Here is a 15,383-nt window from a genome sequence, read left to right on the forward strand (position 1 = left end):
TCAGGTGTCGGTGGGCCGCGTCTGGCGCAGGAAGTGGCCGGTCACCAGCCAGGCCCCGAGCCAGCCCAGCAGCAGGGTGCCGAGCAGGACGAAGCCGGCGTGCAGCGCGTCCAGCCCATGCAGCACGAAATGGCTGCCGTAGCTGTCGGCCAGCGCCGCCAGCGGCTGGCCCAGGGCCATGCCGGAGGCGGCGAGCAGGCCCAGCGCCAGCACCCCGGCGCCGAAACCGTACCAGGCGCCCAGGTACAGGAACGGGCGGCGGATGAAGCCGTCGCTGGCGCCGAGCAGCTGCAGCACGCCGATCTCCTCGCGCCGCGACTGGATGTCCAGGCGCACGGTGTTGCCGACCACCAGCACCGCACCGGCGCCGAGCAGCAGCGACAGCACCTGCACCAGGCGTTCGCCGAAATGCAGCCAGCCGTCCAGGCGCTTGCGCCACAGTGCGTCGTGCTGGACCAGGTCGGCCTGCGGCAGCGCGGTCAGCGCGGTCGCCAGCGGGGTGTCGTCGGCGGCGGCCGGGGTGACGATCAGCAGCGTCGGCAGCGGGTTGTCCTGCAGCGCGTCCAGGGCTTCGCCGAGGCCGGCACTGTCGCGCAGCTCGGCCATGCCCTCGGCGGGCGTGCGCAGCGTCACCGCGGCCACGTCCCCGCGGCCGCGCAGGGTCTGCGCCAGCGCCTGCGCCGCGGCGGCGTCGATGTCGGTCTTCAGGAACACGTTGATGTCGCGCGACTGCTGCACGCTGCCGGCGAACTGCTTGAGGTTGTCCAGGGCGATCGACAGGCCCAGTGGCAGGGTCAGCGCCAGCGCCATCACCGCCATGGTCAGCAGCGTGGCCCACGGCTTGCGCATGGCGCGGCCAAGGCTGTAGACGATGCTGTGCAGGTGGTGGTCCCACCACACGCCCAGCCGCGAGGGCGCCGCGGCGCCGGCGTTGCGCGCGCTCATTCGGCCAGGTCCTGCGGTGAGATGTCGTCGATCAGGCGGCCGTGGTCCAGGATCAGCACGCGCTTGCGCATCTGCTTGAGCAGCGCCAGGTCGTGGCTGACCACCAGCACGCTGGTGCCGCGCGCCGGCAGTTCAGCGAACAGTTGCATGATTTCCGCGGCCAGGGTCGGGTCGAGGTTGCCGGTGGGCTCGTCGGCGACCAGCAGCCGCGGTTCGCCGACCATCGCCCGGGCGATGCCGACGCGTTGCTGCTCGCCGGCCGACAGCTGCGACGGCAGCGCCTTCTCGCGGTGGCCCAGGCCCATGCGCTCGAGCACCGAGCGCACGCGCTTGCCGATCTCGGCGCGGCGGGTGCCGCGCAGGATCAGCGGCAGCGCCACGTTCTCGGCGATGCTGCGGTCGGTGAGCAGGCGGTGGTCCTGGTAGACCGCGCCGACCTCGCGCCGGTGCAGGGGCACGCGGCGGCCGCGCACCTTCAGCAGGTTGCGCTCGCCGAACAGCACGGCGCCGCGCGAGGGCCGCTCGCTCAGGTGGATCAGCTTGAGCAGGGTGCTCTTGCCCGCACCGGAATGGCCGGTGACGAACAGCATCTCGCCCTCCTCGACCTCGAAGCTGACGTCCACCAGCGCCGCGTGGCCGCCGGCGTACTGTTTGCTGACATTGTCGAACCGCAGAACGCTCATCCGGCGATTATGCCGGAGCGGCCCGGGTGTTCGTCCACCGCGCGCCTCGCACGCGGCGGACGGCCGGTCCGGATCAGGAGCTGGAGACCAGCGAACGCAGCTTGCGGCCCAGGCGGGTCAGGAACGAATCGTTCTTCGCCGCCGCACCGCGATCGGCCTGGCGCGCGGCCTTGACCGGGGTGGCCACGACCTGCACCGGCTTGGCCGGGGCGGCGGTCGCCGGCGCGGCGCTGCCGTTGCCGGCCTGTGCACCCTCGGCACCTTCCAGCGGACGCCCGCCGCGACGGCGACGGCGCTTGCGCGGCGCACGCTCGCCCTCGACCGCCGGCACGGCGCCCTCGGCCGGCGCACGCGGCGGCTTGGGAGCGGGCGCCGGCGCGGCGGCGGCCGGCGCGCTGCCGTCCGCGGCCGCGGTGCCGGCATCGGCCGGCCGCGGCGTGCGCGGACGCCGCGGCTTGCCGTCGGCGCTGCGCGACTCACTACGGCCGCCCGGGCCGCTGCGGCCGCCGCCGGGCTTGCCACGTCCGCCGCCACGCCGCTGTTCGTCGGCCTCGCGCTGGGCGCGGGCCTCGCGGAAGATCTCGCCGATGCTCTCCTCGCCATCGGCCTCGGCGGCCTCGCCCTCCACCGGCGCGCGCGGGGTGCGCGCCAGCGCCACCAGCAGCTCGGCGGTGACCGGCTCGACCGGGATCTTCTGCTCGATGTAGGCCTCGATGTCCGGCAGGCTCATCGCGTAGCGCTCGCAGGCGAAGCTGATCGCGTCGCCCTCCTCGCCCAGCCGCGCGGTGCGGCCGATGCGGTGCACGTAATCCTCGGCGTCGAACGGCAGGTCGTAGTTGTAGACGTACTTGACCCCGTCGATGTGCAGGCCGCGCGCGGCCACGTCGGTGGCCACCAGGATCTCCAGCTGGCCCTTCTGGAAGCGGTTGAGCAGGGTCTCGCGCTTCTTCTGCGGCACGTCGCCGGACAGCACGCCGACCCGGTAGCCGTTGCGCTCCAGCGCCCGCGCCACGCGCTCGACGAACGCCTTGGTGTTGACGAACACCATGGTGCGCGCGCCCTCGCTGCGCGACAGCAGGCCCAGCAGCAGGGTCAGCTTCTCCTCGTCGGAGGGGAAGTAGATGCGCTGGCGCACCCGTGCGGCGGTGATGCTCTCGGTCTCGACCACGAGCTTTTCCGGCTCGTTCATGTGCTCGTAGGCCAGTTCCAGCACGCGGTGGCTGAGAGTGGCCGAGAACAGCAGGGTCTGCCGGGTGCCGCGCTCGGGCATGCGCCGCAGCAGGAAGCGGATGTCCTTGATGAAGCCCAGGTCGAACATGCGGTCGGCTTCGTCGAGCACGCAGATCTCGCAGGCGTGCAGCGACACCACCTTGTGCTGCTTGACGTAGTCGATCAGGCGGCCGGGGGTGGCGATGATCACGTCCACGCCCTGCTGCAGCAGTTCGCGCTGCTTGTCGTAGTCCACGCCGCCGTAGACCAGGGCGAAGCGCAGGCCCAGCTCGGAGCCGAACTTCACCGCGTCCTTGTGGATCTGGATCGCCAATTCGCGGGTCGGGGCCAGGATCAGCGCGCGCGGATCCTCGGGCTTGCGATCGGCCAGCGCCGGGCGGCTGAGCAGGCGGTTCATCACCGCCACCAGGAACGCCAGGGTCTTGCCGGTACCGGTCTGGGCCTGGCCGGCCACGTCGCGGCCCGGAAGGGCCACCGGCAGGGTCAGCGCCTGGATCGGGGTGCAGCGGGTGAAGCCGGCGCTTTCGAGGCCTGCGAGCAGCGCGGGCTGCAGTTCGAACGCGGAAAAAGTCACATCGGTCAGCGGTTTGTCGCTCATCATTCCATCTTCGTGAGGCCACCCCGCCCGAAGCGTAAGGTCGCGGCTTGCATCGGTCCCGGCAGCGTCGCACACTGGCGTCTTCCATGCCGGGTCGCGCGACAGGGGGAATCCCTTGAGTTCGCCGCGCAATGCCCCAGTTTACCGCAATGCGGCGGCCACCCGGTCCGGCCAGTCGCATTGGCCCAGGAGAACCCCCAAAGTGAGCGACAAGGTCCTTTACGTCGGCGACGCCGATTTCGATGCCACGGTGCTGCAGTCCGACGAGCCGGTCCTGGTGGACTTCTGGGCCGAGTGGTGCGGCCCGTGCAAGATGATCGCGCCGGTGCTGGACGACCTCGCCGACGCCTACGACGGCCGCCTGAAGGTGGCCAAGGTCAACGTGGACGAGAACCGCGCCACCGCGATCAAGTACCACGTGCGCTCGATCCCGATGCTGCTGCTGTTCAAGAACGGCCAGATCCAGGCCACCCAGATCGGCGCGGTCGGCAAGGGCCAGCTGACCCAGATGATCGACAAGACCCTGGGCGGCAGCGCCGCCTGACGCCCGCTGCCGGCGTCCGCTCCGCAACCGGGGCGGCGCCGCGGCACCCCAGGCCGGTGCTGCATCGCCGGCGGCTGAATCGCCCACGAACGCCTGCTTGCCGTGCTTGCGTGGCGGTGATAGTGTCGATGCATCCGGTGGCATTCGCACACCGCACCCCCTCTGGAAGATTCTCTCCCAGACCTCCTCCCAACCCCGTATGCCCCCACGCTGGGCGCTCGCACTCTTAGCGAGGAACACCACTTGTCCGATCACACCATGTCCGAACCCGGGAGCGCCGACGCCCCCGCCGAGAAGCGCGTGCGCAAGCCGCGCGTCAGCAAGGCCGCGAGCGGCGCGGAAGGCGCCGCCGAGCACGGCGCGCCGGCGCAGCCGAACTTGCCGCTGAATCCCGCGCCCGCCCAGGCCGAAGCGCCGCGCGCCGCAGCGCCGGAGTCGGCCCCGGCCCCCGCCGCGAGCGGCGGCCAGCCCCAAGGCGGCGGCGACGCGCCGGCCCATCAGGGCGGCGGCCAGGCGTCCGAAGGCGGCGAGCCGCGCGAAGGCCGTGAGCCGCGCGACGGCGGCAACAACAACCGCTTCAACAATCAGAACCAGAACAACCAGAACAACCAGCAGGGCAACCGCCGCGATCGCTTCCGCAATCGCCGCGACCGCGACCGCAACCAGCGCGGCGGCGACCGCTTCCAGGACAACGGCCTGCCCAGCGACAACGGCGGCAACGAGCCGTTCGTGCCGCGCCCGCACGCCAGCGTGCCGGAAGGCTTCCCGATCTACTCGCTGAGCGACCTGAAGAAGATGCCGGCGCAGAAGCTGCTGGACATCGCCGAGCAGCTCAACATCCAGGACGGCGTGGCCCGCGCGCGCAAGCAGGACGTGATCTTCGCCCTGCTGAAGGTGCTGACCCGCCACGGCGAAGGCGTCGCCGCCGACGGCGTGCTGGAAATCCTGCCGGACGGCTTCGGCTTCCTGCGCGCGGCCGAGGCCAGCTACCTGGCCGGCCCGGACGACACCTACATCTCGCCCAGCCAGATCCGCCGCTTCAACCTGCGCACCGGCGACCACCTGTCCGGCCGCATCCGCTTCCCGAAGGACGGCGAGCGCTACTTCGCGCTGTCGATCGTCGACACCATCAACGGCGAGCCGCTGGAAGCGAGCAAGAACAAGGTCCTGTTCGAGAACCTGACCGCGCTGTTCCCGCGCAAGCGCTTCACCCTGGAGCGCGGCAACGGCTCCTCGGAAGACATCTCCGGCCGCATCCTCGACCTGATGGCGCCGCAGGGCAAGGGTCAGCGTGCGCTGATCGTGTCCCCGCCCAAGGCCGGCAAGACCATGCTGATGCAGCAGGTGGCCACGGCGATCACCACCAACCACCCGGACGTGCACCTGATCGTGCTGCTGATCGACGAGCGCCCGGAAGAAGTGACCGAAATGCAGCGCACCGTGCGCGGCGAGGTCATCTCCTCGACCTTCGACGAGCCGGCCGCGCGCCACGTGCAGGTCGCCGAGATGGTGATCGAGCGCGCCAAGCGCCTGGTCGAACACAAGAAGGACGTGGTGATCCTGCTCGACTCGATCACCCGCCTGGCCCGCGCCTACAACAACGTGGTGCCGTCCTCCGGCAAGGTGCTCAGCGGCGGCGTCGACGCCAACGCCCTGCACCGCCCGAAGCGCTTCTTCGGCGCGGCGCGCAACGTCGAGGAAGGCGGCTCGCTGACCATCATCGCCACCGCGCTGGTGGAGACCGGCAGCAAGATGGACGAGGTGATCTACGAGGAGTTCAAGGGCACCGGCAACAGCGAAGTGCACCTGAACCGCCGTATCGCCGAGAAGCGCGTGTACCCGGCGATCGACATCAACCGCTCCGGCACCCGCCGCGAAGACCTGCTGATCGAGCCGGAACTGCTGCAGAAGATCTGGATCCTGCGCAAGCTGCTGCATCCGATGGACGAGATCGCGGCGATGGAGTTCCTGCTGGACAAGATGAAGAACACCAAGTCCAACGACGAGTTCTTCGGTTCGATGAAGCGCTGAGTTTCGGCACCGATTCGACCGCAACGCCCCGCCTCGGTGGGGCGTTTGCGTTTGTGGCGGCGGCGCTGCGCAGCCCGGCGCCCTGCTGGCGCGGACGCGGATCCGACGGTCTTTCGACGTGGGCGCGGGTGAGATGGGCGCCATTCGCTCCGCTGCGTCCGTCGCCATGCCAGCCAATGCCACTCCCGCCATCAGCAAGGTCGCCCCGGTCACCCTCGGCTTCTGGGTGATGAAGATCTGCGCCACCACGCTGGGCGAAACCGGCGGCGATCTGCTGTCGATGACCCTAGACGTCGGCTATGCACTGAGCAGCGTGCTGCTGCTCGCGGTGTTCCTGGTTTCGCTGTGGGCGCAGCTGCGTGCGCGGCAGTTCCAGCCGTGGCGGTACTGGTGGGTGATCCTGACCACCAGCACCGCCGGCACCACGCTGTCGGACTACATGGACCGCAGCCTGGGCCTGGGCTACGCGCAGGGCGCGCTGCTGCTGGTCAGCCTGCTGGCCGCGGTGCTGGCGAGCTGGTGGCTGTGCGAACGCAGCCTGTCGGTCGAACGGATCGGCAGCGGCCGCGCCGAGGTCTTCTACTGGCTGGCGATCCTGGTCTCCAACACGCTGGGCACCGCGCTGGGCGATTACCTGGCCGACAGTTCGGGGCTGGGCTTCGCCGGCGGCGCACTGCTGATCACGGCGCTGCTGGCGGCAATCGCCCTGGCCTACGCATTCACGGGGATCTCGCGCACGGCGCTGTTCTGGGCGGCGTTCGTGCTGACCCGTCCGTTCGGCGCCACGCTCGGCGATCTGCTGAGCAAGCCGGCCGGCAAAGGCGGCCTGGATCTGGGCACCGTCGGCGCGTCGCTGCTGTTGGCCGGGCTGTTGTTGACGGTGCTGGTCGCCTCGACCCGTCGCCGCGACGGCGATCGCCGCGCGGCGCGCTAGCGTCGGCCAGCCGCCAACGCGGGCACCCTGGCCGTCGCTGCGGTCAGGCGTACGCCTTCGAAGCTCAGCCGCCCTGCAGCGGCGTCAGCAGGCGCGGGCCGCCGTTGCCGGCCATGTACACGCCGCCGGCCGGCAGCAGATCCGGCGAGAAACCGGCAGCATCCTCGTCGGTGCTCCACGGCGCGCGCTGGCGCGGGCCGGGCACGTAGCTCATCCAGCGGCCATAAGCCGTCGGCGCACCCTGGCGGGGCTGGTCGAGCAACGCGTAATCGACCGGCACGCGCACGTTCCAGTACGGCGCATCCACGTGCTTGCCTTCGCTCGGCGGGCGGAAGGTCCACTTGCGCGCCGCGCCAAGCGCACTCTTGCCCAGCAGGTCACGCAGTTGCTGCATCTGCTGCTCTGACGCCACCACGCGCAGATTGACCTGCTCGACCACGGCATCGGCGACACGGCCATCGCGGCCCACCTTTAGCACCAAGTACACCGAACCCGCGGCACCGACGCTGTAGGCGGCTTGCGGATAGGCCGGCGGCTTCATCTGAATCGCGGTCACCACGCTGCGATCGCTCGGATCGTAGCGGGTGAAGTCAGCGCTGCGGATCTCGATCTGATAGTCGTCGCCCTGCAGGCGCTTGGCGACAAGTCGCAGGGTCATCGGCGTACGCGCCGGCACCGGCTTGCCATCGCACATGCCCGGCTCGAACGTCCACTGCATCACGCTGTTGCGGACGAAGTCGACCACGCCCTTGGGCAGGCGCTCCTGCTGGTCCAGCGCCAGCGCCGACACCTTGCCGCTGGGCTCGATGTCGATGGTGCCGCTCACCAGCATGCTGCTTTCGATCTGCTTGCGTACCGCGCCAGGTCCGACTGCGTCGGCGGCGACGGCGGCGAACCCCAGCAACAGCGACAGCACGGCGCTCCAGCGCCACCACGAACGGAGGGATCGACGGTGCATCGCGCATTCCTTTGCCTGAGATGGGGCACCGATTACAACGCACTGGCCGACCGCCGGCAACTCAGGCCAGGCGCAGCGCGTCCGGGTAGGATGGCGCGTCCGGATAGTCGTCCTCGCGCAGCCGCGTCTGCAGGTCGCGCCACCACTGCGGATCGAACAATTCGCCGTGGGCGTGGCGCACCGCCTCCAGCGAGGCGGCCGGCAGGCCCATGAACAGCGCGAAGCGCTCCGGGAACACGTCGCGCGGGGCGACGTGGAACCAGGGCTCGGCGGCCATCGCCTCTTCCTCGTTGCGCGGCTGCGGCCAGTCGCGGAAGGTGCAGTCGGTGACCAGGCACAGTTCGTCGTAGTCGTAGAACACCGCCCGACCCTGCCGCGACACGCCGAAGTTCTTCAGCAGCATGTCGCCGGGGAAGATGTTGTTGCGGGCCATGTCCTTGATCGCCTGCGCGTAGTCCAGCGCGGCCTCGCGCGCGGCCTCGGTGCCCTGCTCGCGCAGGTACAGGTTCAGCGGGCGCAGACGCCGCTGCACGTAGCACAGCTCGACGATCAGGTCGTCGCCGTCCTCGCGCAGGCTGCGCGCGCAGCCCTCCATCAGTTCCTGCAGCAGCGCCGGCGCGAAGCGCGCGCGCGGGAAGCGCAGCGAGCGGTACGGCTGCGCGTCGAGCAGGCGACCGACGCGATCGAGGTTGAACACCAGCGCGTACTTCTCTTCGACCTCCTCGCGGCTCATCGTCTTGGGATAGGCGAAGCGATCGCGGATCAGCTTGAACACCAGCGGATAGCTGGGCAGGGTGAACACCGCCATGACCATGCCCGGCGTGCCCTCGGCATGCACCAGCTGTTCGTTGGGATACGCCTGGAAGTGCCGAAAGAAGGTGCGGAAGCGCTCGGTCTTGCCCTGCTTGGCGCGGCCGAGCATGGTGTACAGCTCGTCGATCGGCTTGTGCGGCAGCAGGCTGCGCAGGAACACCACCGCATCGCCGACGGTGGCCAGGTCGGCCTGGAAATAGCTGCGCGAGATGCCGAACAGTTGCGCCACGTCGTTGCGCTTGGTCAGCACCGCTTCGGCGCGCAGGCCCTGTTCGTCGTTGACCAGGGCGATCACGCACGGCGAGAAGCGATGCTCGCCGAACACACGACCGATCAGGTAGGCGCGGCGCTCGCGGTAGAACACCGTCTCCAGCAGTTCGATGCCGCGCACCGGGTTCTCGCCCCAGTGGGCCAGATCGTCCTGCAGCCGCACCGCGATGGCCGCCGCGCAACGCGTGCGGTGCGCGTACGGCACGTCGAACCGATAGTCGCCAAGCACGCGTACGAACGCATCCACCGGCCGCGCCTCGGATACCACGTAGTTGTGCCGCGCCACCGGATGGGTGATGGCATCGGTGGGCTCGATGTCCAGCGCCACGAACTCGATCTGCGCATCCACGCCCTGGGTGCGGAAGAAGCGCCGGGTCAGGGTGTTGTAGAAGGTCTTGTACAGCTCCTGGTCGATCAGCGCGGCGATCAGCTCGGCGTAGTGGTCGCGCGCACGGATCCACAGGGCGCGGTCGTGCGCCTGGCCGAGCAGCACCGCGCGCAGGCGCAGCATGCACTCGGCGATGCACTGGTCGTACAGGGCGATGCGTTCGATCGCATCTTCGCGCGCCGCGCTCCAGTCGCGCGCCTCGAAACGCTGGCGAGCACGCGCGGAAATCTGCGCGAAGCGCGCATGGTAGTCCTCGAACGCCTCGAAGACGATGCGGCCGATGACCTGGGCACGGCGTTCGGACGGCAGCGGCAGCGGCGTGGACGGCATGCGCGCAGTGTACCCAGGTAGTGGCGTCGCGCGGGCGTCGCGCGGAGCCGGCGACGCATCCAGGAAAACCACCAGCAGGCCGTGACCCTGACACGATCCGCCACATGCATATCTCCAGCGACCTGCTTCGCCAAGGTCAAGCCAGCCGCAGGTTTCCCGTAGGAGCGGCTTCAGCCGCGACCGGGCGTTCCCGGTAAAGCCCGTCGCGGCTGAAGCCGCTCGTACCGGACGTTTTCTGCGCCGGAAACGCAAAGGGCCGCCCCGAGGGGGCGGCCCTTTGCGTCACGATCAGCTCAAGCGATCAGGCGCTCAGCGTCGCCAGCGCGTCGTTGAGCGTCTTGCTCGGCCGCATCGCCTTGCCGATCAGCTCCAGGTTCGGGCGGTAATAGCCCTGGATGTCGACCGGCTGGCCCTGCACGCCGTTGAGCTCGGCGACGATGGTCGCTTCCTGCTCGGTCAGTTGCTTGGCCAGCGGGGCGAAGCGCGCCTTCAGCGTGGCGTCCTCGTCCTGCGCGGCCAGTGCCTGCGCCCAGTACAGGGCCAGATAGAAGTGGCTGCCGCGGTTGTCCAGACCGCCGACCTTGCGCGAGGGCGACTTGTCGTTGTCCAGGAACTGGCCGTTGGCCTGGTCCAGGGTGCGCGCCAGCACGCCGATGGCGGCATCGTGATGGCGCTGGCCCAGGTGCTCCAGCGACGCGGCCAGGGCCAGGAACTCGCCCAGCGAATCCCAGCGCAGGTAGTTCTCTTCAACGAACTGCTGCACGTGCTTGGGCGCCGAACCGCCGGCACCGGTCTCGAACAGGCCGCCGCCGGCCATCAGCGGCACGATCGACAGCATCTTGGCGCTGGTGCCCAGCTCCATGATCGGGAACAGGTCGGTGAGGTAGTCGCGCAGCACGTTGCCGGTGACCGAGATGGTGTCCTCGCCCTTGCGGATGCGCTGCAGCGAGAACGCGGTGGCTTCCACCGGCGGCAGGATGCGGATATCCAGGCCGTTGAGGTCGTGATCCTGCAGGTAGCGCTCCACCTTCTGGATCATCAGCGCATCGTGGGCGCGCTGCGGATCCAGCCAGAACACCGCCGGGGTGGCGCTCAGGCGCGCGCGCTCGACCGCCAGCTTGACCCAGTCCTGGATCGGCGCGTCCTTGGTCTGGCACATGCGCCAGATGTCGCCGGCTTCCACCGCATGCTCCAGCAGCACCGTGCCACCGGCATCGGTGACGCGCACGGTGCCGTCAACGGCGACCTGAAAGGTCTTGTCGTGGGAACCGTATTCCTCGGCCTTCTGCGCCATCAGCCCGACATTGGGCACGCTGCCCATGGTCGCCGGGTCGAACGCGCCGTGCAGCTTGCAGTCCTCGATCACTGCCTGGTACACGCCGGCGTAGCAGCGGTCGGGGATCACCGCCTTGGTGTCCTGCAGCTTGCCCTCGGCGTTCCACATCTTGCCGGAGTCGCGGATCATCGCCGGCATCGACGCATCGACAATCACGTCGCTGGGCACGTGCAGGTTGGTGATGCCCTTGTCGGAATTGACCATCGCCAGCGCGGGACGCTGCGCGTACAGCGCCTGCAGGTCGGCCTCGATCGGCGCACGCTGCGCCTCCGGCAGGCTGGCAATGCGCGCGTACAGATCGCCGATGCCATTGTTGGCATCGAAGCCCACCTGCTTGAGCGTGGCGGCATGCTTGTCCAGCACGTCGCGGTAGAACGCCTCGACCACCACGCCGAACATGATGGGGTCGGAGACCTTCATCATCGTCGCCTTCAGGTGCAGGGAGAACAGCACGCCCTGCTGCTTGGCATCGGCGATCTGCGCCTGCACGAAGGCGGCCAGCGCGCGCTTGCTCATCACCGCCGCGTCGATGATCTCGCCGGCCTGCACCGCGGTCTTCTCCTTCAGCACCGAGACCGTGCCGTCCTTGCCGACCAGCTCGATCTTGACGTTGCCGACCTGCGCGATCAGCGCCGAGCGCTCGCTGCCGTAGACATCGCCGGCGTCCATGTGCGCCACGTGCGACTTGGAGTCGGCGCTCCACGCGCCCATGCGGTGCGGATGCTTGCGCGCGTAGTTCTTCACCGAGGCCGGGGCGCGGCGATCGGAATTGCCCTCGCGCAGCACCGGATTGACCGCGCTGCCCTTGACCTTGTCGTAGCGCGCCTTGGCGTCCTTTTCTTTCTCGTCCTTCGGCTCGTCCACGTAGTCCGGCAGCGCATAGCCCTGCTGCTGCAGTTCCTTGATCGCGGCCTTGAGCTGCGGCACCGAGGCGCTGATGTTGGGCAGCTTGATGATGTTGGCTTCGGGCGTGGTCGCCAGCTGGCCCAGCTCGGCCAGGTCGTCGGCGATGCGCTGGTCCTCGCGCAGGTACTCGGGGAACTGCGAGATCAGGCGGCCGGCCAGCGAAATGTCGCGGGTCTCCACGGCGATGCCGGCGGTGCCGGCGAATGCGGCGACGATCGGCAGCAGCGACTGCGTCGCCAGGTACGGGGCTTCATCGGTGAGCGTGTACAGGATCTTGGGCGTATTCGACATGACGCGACGGATGACCTCTGGCAGGGGGAATAGGCAGCACCGACAGTACGGCGGCGTATTGTTTCTTGTAGGTTTCGCGATGCCGCCAAACGGCGGGACATCGGCCGTCCATTGTCGCGTGTCTGCCGGCTGCGGGCAAAGCGCGGGGTCGTGCAGTCCGTACGCGGGTTCATGCCCTTCCCATCGCAGTGGCGGCCTGTCGGCCCACCAGTGCGTGGATTGAAATTTCGTCGCTATCCACGTCGCCCGCCGGTTGCCTGTCCCACCCTCACGGATGTGTGGATTGAAACCACCCGCCCGAAAAATCGGCCACTGCGGACCGCGAGGTCGCGTCCTGATGGGTGCGTGGATCGAGTGGATCGAAACGACCAAGGGATCTGTGTGGAAGCCAAAGCGTCGCCATCAACCGTCACGCGTCGGGACTGAAGTCCCTCCCACAAGCAGCACAATGACGGCAACGGACGTCACGCTTCATCAAGCCACATAAAAAAGGCGCAGCCTCGCGGCTGCGCCAGCGTGTCGCACGTGCCGGGAGAGAGACGGTACGTGCGACCCGTGATCGGGGGCTCAGCCCTGGATCACTTCACCTCGAACGTCTGCGGCGTGCCCGCCGCCTGGCCGTTCACGGTGACCTCGGCCTTGTACTGGCCGGCCGGCCAGCCCTTGGGATTGGTGAACTCGAAATTGGTGGTGTCGGCGCCGCTGGTGTTGAGCGTTTCGGTGCGCTCGCCGGCGGTCTGACCGTCCTGGAACACCAGCTTGGCGCCAACGTTGGCATTGGTGGCCGAGCCCTCGGTCTTCACCGAGACGATGATCTTGTCCTTGCTGGCGAGCGTGGTCAGCGGTGCGACCGATTTGTCCGCCGCCGCGGTGTTGCCGACGGCCACGGCAGCGACGTTCACGGCATTGGCGCCGGCCGCGGCTGACGCCTGCTGTTGCGCCGGTGCGGCAGCCGGACCCGGCATCTGCTCGGTCGGCGCGGACGACGTAGGATCGGGCGACACGGTCTGCTGCTGCTCCTGCTTCTTGCAGCCGGCCAGCGCGAGGGTGCCGACCAAGGCGATCAGCAATGGCGAGAACGAGGACATCGAGCGGGTTTTCATCGGGACGGGACTCCTGTCGAAATGGCGAGAGGGCACTGGGCGCGTCAGGCGCCGGCGGGCAGCTTGAGCGTCTGACCGGGGTAGATCTTGTCGGGGTCGACGAGCACATCGCGGTTGGCCTCGAAGATGCGCGTCCAGGCGTTGCCGTCGCCGTAGTGCAACTTGGCGATCTTGGACAGCGAATCGCCGGGCTTGACCACATACACCTGCTGGACCTGCTCGGCCGTGCTGTCGACCTTGCTCTGTACGGCGGAGAAATCCGCCTTTTGTACGACGTCGGCAGTGGTGTCCACCTTGGCGGTGACCGCCGAGAAATCGGCGCGCTTGTCGCTGTTCATCGCGTGGCTCCGTGCGTGATGGGACGCGACCACGGTGTCACAGGATTTGTTAAAAAAGGATCGCCCGGCCGTGAACTGCGCAACTGCGGTTCAGGCGCATCGCATGCAGTCCAACTCGGCGAGATGTGTCGCTCGAACGGTCGGGACCGTGCATGCCATCGGGATCGCGAGCACGCTGCACTGTCGATCGCAGGCAACCGCGCGCGGTACCTTCGCGGTGTGGGCGCATCATCCAAGCGACGCGAATCCTGGTCTGCCGCAGAGTGTTGACGGCAGCGCTACGCTCAGGGCGCTCCTTGTGGGAGGGACTTCAGTCCCGACTGCGGCACGGCCGGACGCGTCGATGCTTCGGCGCGTCGCCGCTGATGATGCAATCCCGGTTTCGGAGCAGCCCTACTGACGCACGTCGCGCAGGAAGCTCAGCGGCTCGGCCACGTCCGCGGTGGCGCGCCAGGGATTGATGTCCAGGCCGCCGCGGCGGGTGTAGCGCGCCTCCACCTGCAGCGACTGCGGGCGGCAGCGCGTCATCAGGTCGTGGAAGATGCGCTCGACGCACTGCTCGTGGAAACCGGCATGCTCCCGGAAACTGATCAGGTAGCGCAGCAAGCCTTCGCGGTCGATGCGGCCACCGCGGTAGCGCAGGTGCAGCGAGGCCCAGTCCGGCTGGCCGGTGACCGGGCAGTTGGACTTGAGCAAGGCGCTGGTGAGGGTCTCCTCGACTACGTCGCCATCGGCGGCGGACAGGAATTCCGGACGCGGCGGGCCGTAGCAGTCGATGGCGATGTCCAGCGCATCCAGCGATTCGCCCTCGCCCACCGTATCCATCGGCGGCAGCCCGAATTCCATCGCCACGTCGGCACCGGCGCGGGCCGACAGGTCGGTGACGATGCAGCTGCGCAGCGCCTCGGCGCTGTTGAAGCGCATCGCGTTGAGCGAGTTGAGATAGAGCTTGAGCGACTTGGATTCGATCAGGTTGGGCGAGGCGCACGGCACCTGCAGGGTCGCGGTGGCGACACAGGGTTTGCCCTGCGCATCGAGCCAGCTCAGTTCGTAGGCGTGCCAACGGTCCAGGCCGAAGAACGGCAGCGCCGCGGGGTCGAGGCCGATCTCGGTACGCGCCGCAGCGCGCGGGATGGGAAACAGCAGCGCGGGATCGTACTGCGACGGGTAGGCGACCTCGCGGCCGAGGCTGGAATCCTGGGGGGTGTTCATGCGGTGCAGTGTAGCGGGCGTGTTCTGGCTGGCAGGTGTATGGGCAGGGAGTGGGGATTCGGGATTCGCAGAAGCAAAACGGGCTTGCTTGTGTCGAGGTGCTTGCGTCGGTTCGGTGCTTCGCGCGTCGCGGCTGAAGCCGCTCCCACAGTGCGGTGCCCAGGCTGGCGCTTGTGGCTGCGGTTCTTGCTCTTCTTTCGGTCCGCCGAGGCTTCAATGGGAAAGGCCCGTCGCGGCTGAAGCCGCTCCTACAGCGGCAGGGCGCGCAGCAGGCGCGATGGGTGTGGGGAGGGACTTCGGCCCCAACCGCTGCCCAGGCAGCGCCTCAGGATTTCATGCGTCGCGACTGAAGGGCACCTCGAACAACCTGCCATGACCTGGAGCTAGGGGGGCAGCCTCTGTCGCAACGGCACCAGAGAGGCGTCGGATCATGGTGGTTGGGAGGCTGAGGTGGCCGTTGGGCCTGCTCATCC

General features: G+C 68.8%; 12 protein-coding genes. 3 read left to right on the forward strand and 9 right to left on the reverse strand.

The window, feature by feature from the left end; translation table 11 throughout:
* The 3 genes from ftsX to rhlB form a co-directional block, all read right to left on the reverse strand.
* Window positions 1-945: a permease-like cell division protein FtsX gene (ftsX, locus tag ACP93_RS11680; RefSeq protein WP_048490859.1), complete on the reverse strand. Its 945-nt coding sequence runs from the start codon at window positions 943-945 to the stop codon at window positions 1-3.
* The gene (gene ftsE, locus ACP93_RS11685; RefSeq protein WP_017909423.1) at window positions 942-1,628 is read right to left on the reverse strand and encodes a cell division ATP-binding protein FtsE; all 687 of its coding nucleotides are present in this window, start codon (window positions 1,626-1,628) and stop codon (window positions 942-944) included. Before ftsE ends, ftsX begins: the two co-directional genes overlap by 4 nt.
* Before the next feature lie 73 nt (window positions 1,629-1,701).
* Entirely contained in the window at window positions 1,702-3,456 is a 1,755-nt protein-coding gene (gene rhlB, locus ACP93_RS11690) for an ATP-dependent RNA helicase RhlB (protein WP_048490860.1), read from the reverse strand.
* Between the two features lie 202 nt (window positions 3,457-3,658).
* Between rhlB and trxA the strand changes: the two genes are divergently transcribed.
* From trxA to ACP93_RS11705, 3 genes are all read left to right on the forward strand, one after another.
* A complete protein-coding gene (trxA, locus tag ACP93_RS11695) occupies window positions 3,659-4,000 on the forward strand; it encodes a thioredoxin TrxA (RefSeq protein ID WP_017908556.1) in 342 nt (113 codons plus the stop codon).
* Window positions 4,001-4,243: 243 nt separating this feature from the next.
* Window positions 4,244-6,031 (forward strand): transcription termination factor Rho, encoded by a 1,788-nt coding sequence (rho, locus tag ACP93_RS11700; protein ID WP_048490861.1) that lies wholly within the window; start codon window positions 4,244-4,246, stop codon window positions 6,029-6,031.
* A gap of 133 nt (window positions 6,032-6,164) precedes the next feature.
* On the forward strand, window positions 6,165-6,965 hold the full coding sequence (locus tag ACP93_RS11705) for a COG4705 family protein (protein ID WP_048490862.1): 801 nt from the start codon (window positions 6,165-6,167) through the stop codon (window positions 6,963-6,965).
* A 64-nt stretch (window positions 6,966-7,029) separates the two neighbouring features.
* Here the strand turns inward: ACP93_RS11705 and ACP93_RS11710 are convergent, their stop codons facing one another.
* The 6 genes from ACP93_RS11710 to queF form a co-directional block, all read right to left on the reverse strand.
* Window positions 7,030-7,923, reverse strand: coding sequence for an energy transducer TonB (locus ACP93_RS11710; protein WP_048490863.1), 894 nt, complete (start codon window positions 7,921-7,923; stop codon window positions 7,030-7,032).
* A gap of 61 nt (window positions 7,924-7,984) precedes the next feature.
* Window positions 7,985-9,724 carry a bifunctional isocitrate dehydrogenase kinase/phosphatase gene (gene aceK / locus ACP93_RS11715; protein WP_048490864.1) on the reverse strand — a complete coding sequence of 580 codons (1,740 nt, stop codon included), beginning with the start codon at window positions 9,722-9,724 and terminating at the stop codon, window positions 7,985-7,987.
* A gap of 301 nt (window positions 9,725-10,025) precedes the next feature.
* On the reverse strand, window positions 10,026-12,257 hold the full coding sequence (locus tag ACP93_RS11720) for an NADP-dependent isocitrate dehydrogenase (protein WP_048490865.1): 2,232 nt from the start codon (window positions 12,255-12,257) through the stop codon (window positions 10,026-10,028).
* Window positions 12,258-12,835: 578 nt separating this feature from the next.
* Complete coding sequence (locus ACP93_RS11725) at window positions 12,836-13,360, reverse strand: hypothetical protein (RefSeq protein WP_048490866.1); 525 nt, start codon at window positions 13,358-13,360, stop codon at window positions 12,836-12,838.
* A gap of 44 nt (window positions 13,361-13,404) precedes the next feature.
* Complete coding sequence (locus tag ACP93_RS11730; protein WP_019801235.1) at window positions 13,405-13,698, reverse strand: LysM peptidoglycan-binding domain-containing protein; 294 nt, start codon at window positions 13,696-13,698, stop codon at window positions 13,405-13,407.
* Window positions 13,699-14,091: 393 nt separating this feature from the next.
* Window positions 14,092-14,910, reverse strand: coding sequence for an NADPH-dependent 7-cyano-7-deazaguanine reductase QueF (queF, locus tag ACP93_RS11735; RefSeq protein ID WP_048490867.1), 819 nt, complete (start codon window positions 14,908-14,910; stop codon window positions 14,092-14,094).
* Between the last annotated feature and the right edge of the window lie 473 nt (window positions 14,911-15,383).

It is taken from the genome of Xanthomonas sp. NCPPB 1128, from assembly GCF_001043115.1.
GTDB lineage: Bacteria > Pseudomonadota > Gammaproteobacteria > Xanthomonadales > Xanthomonadaceae > Xanthomonas_A.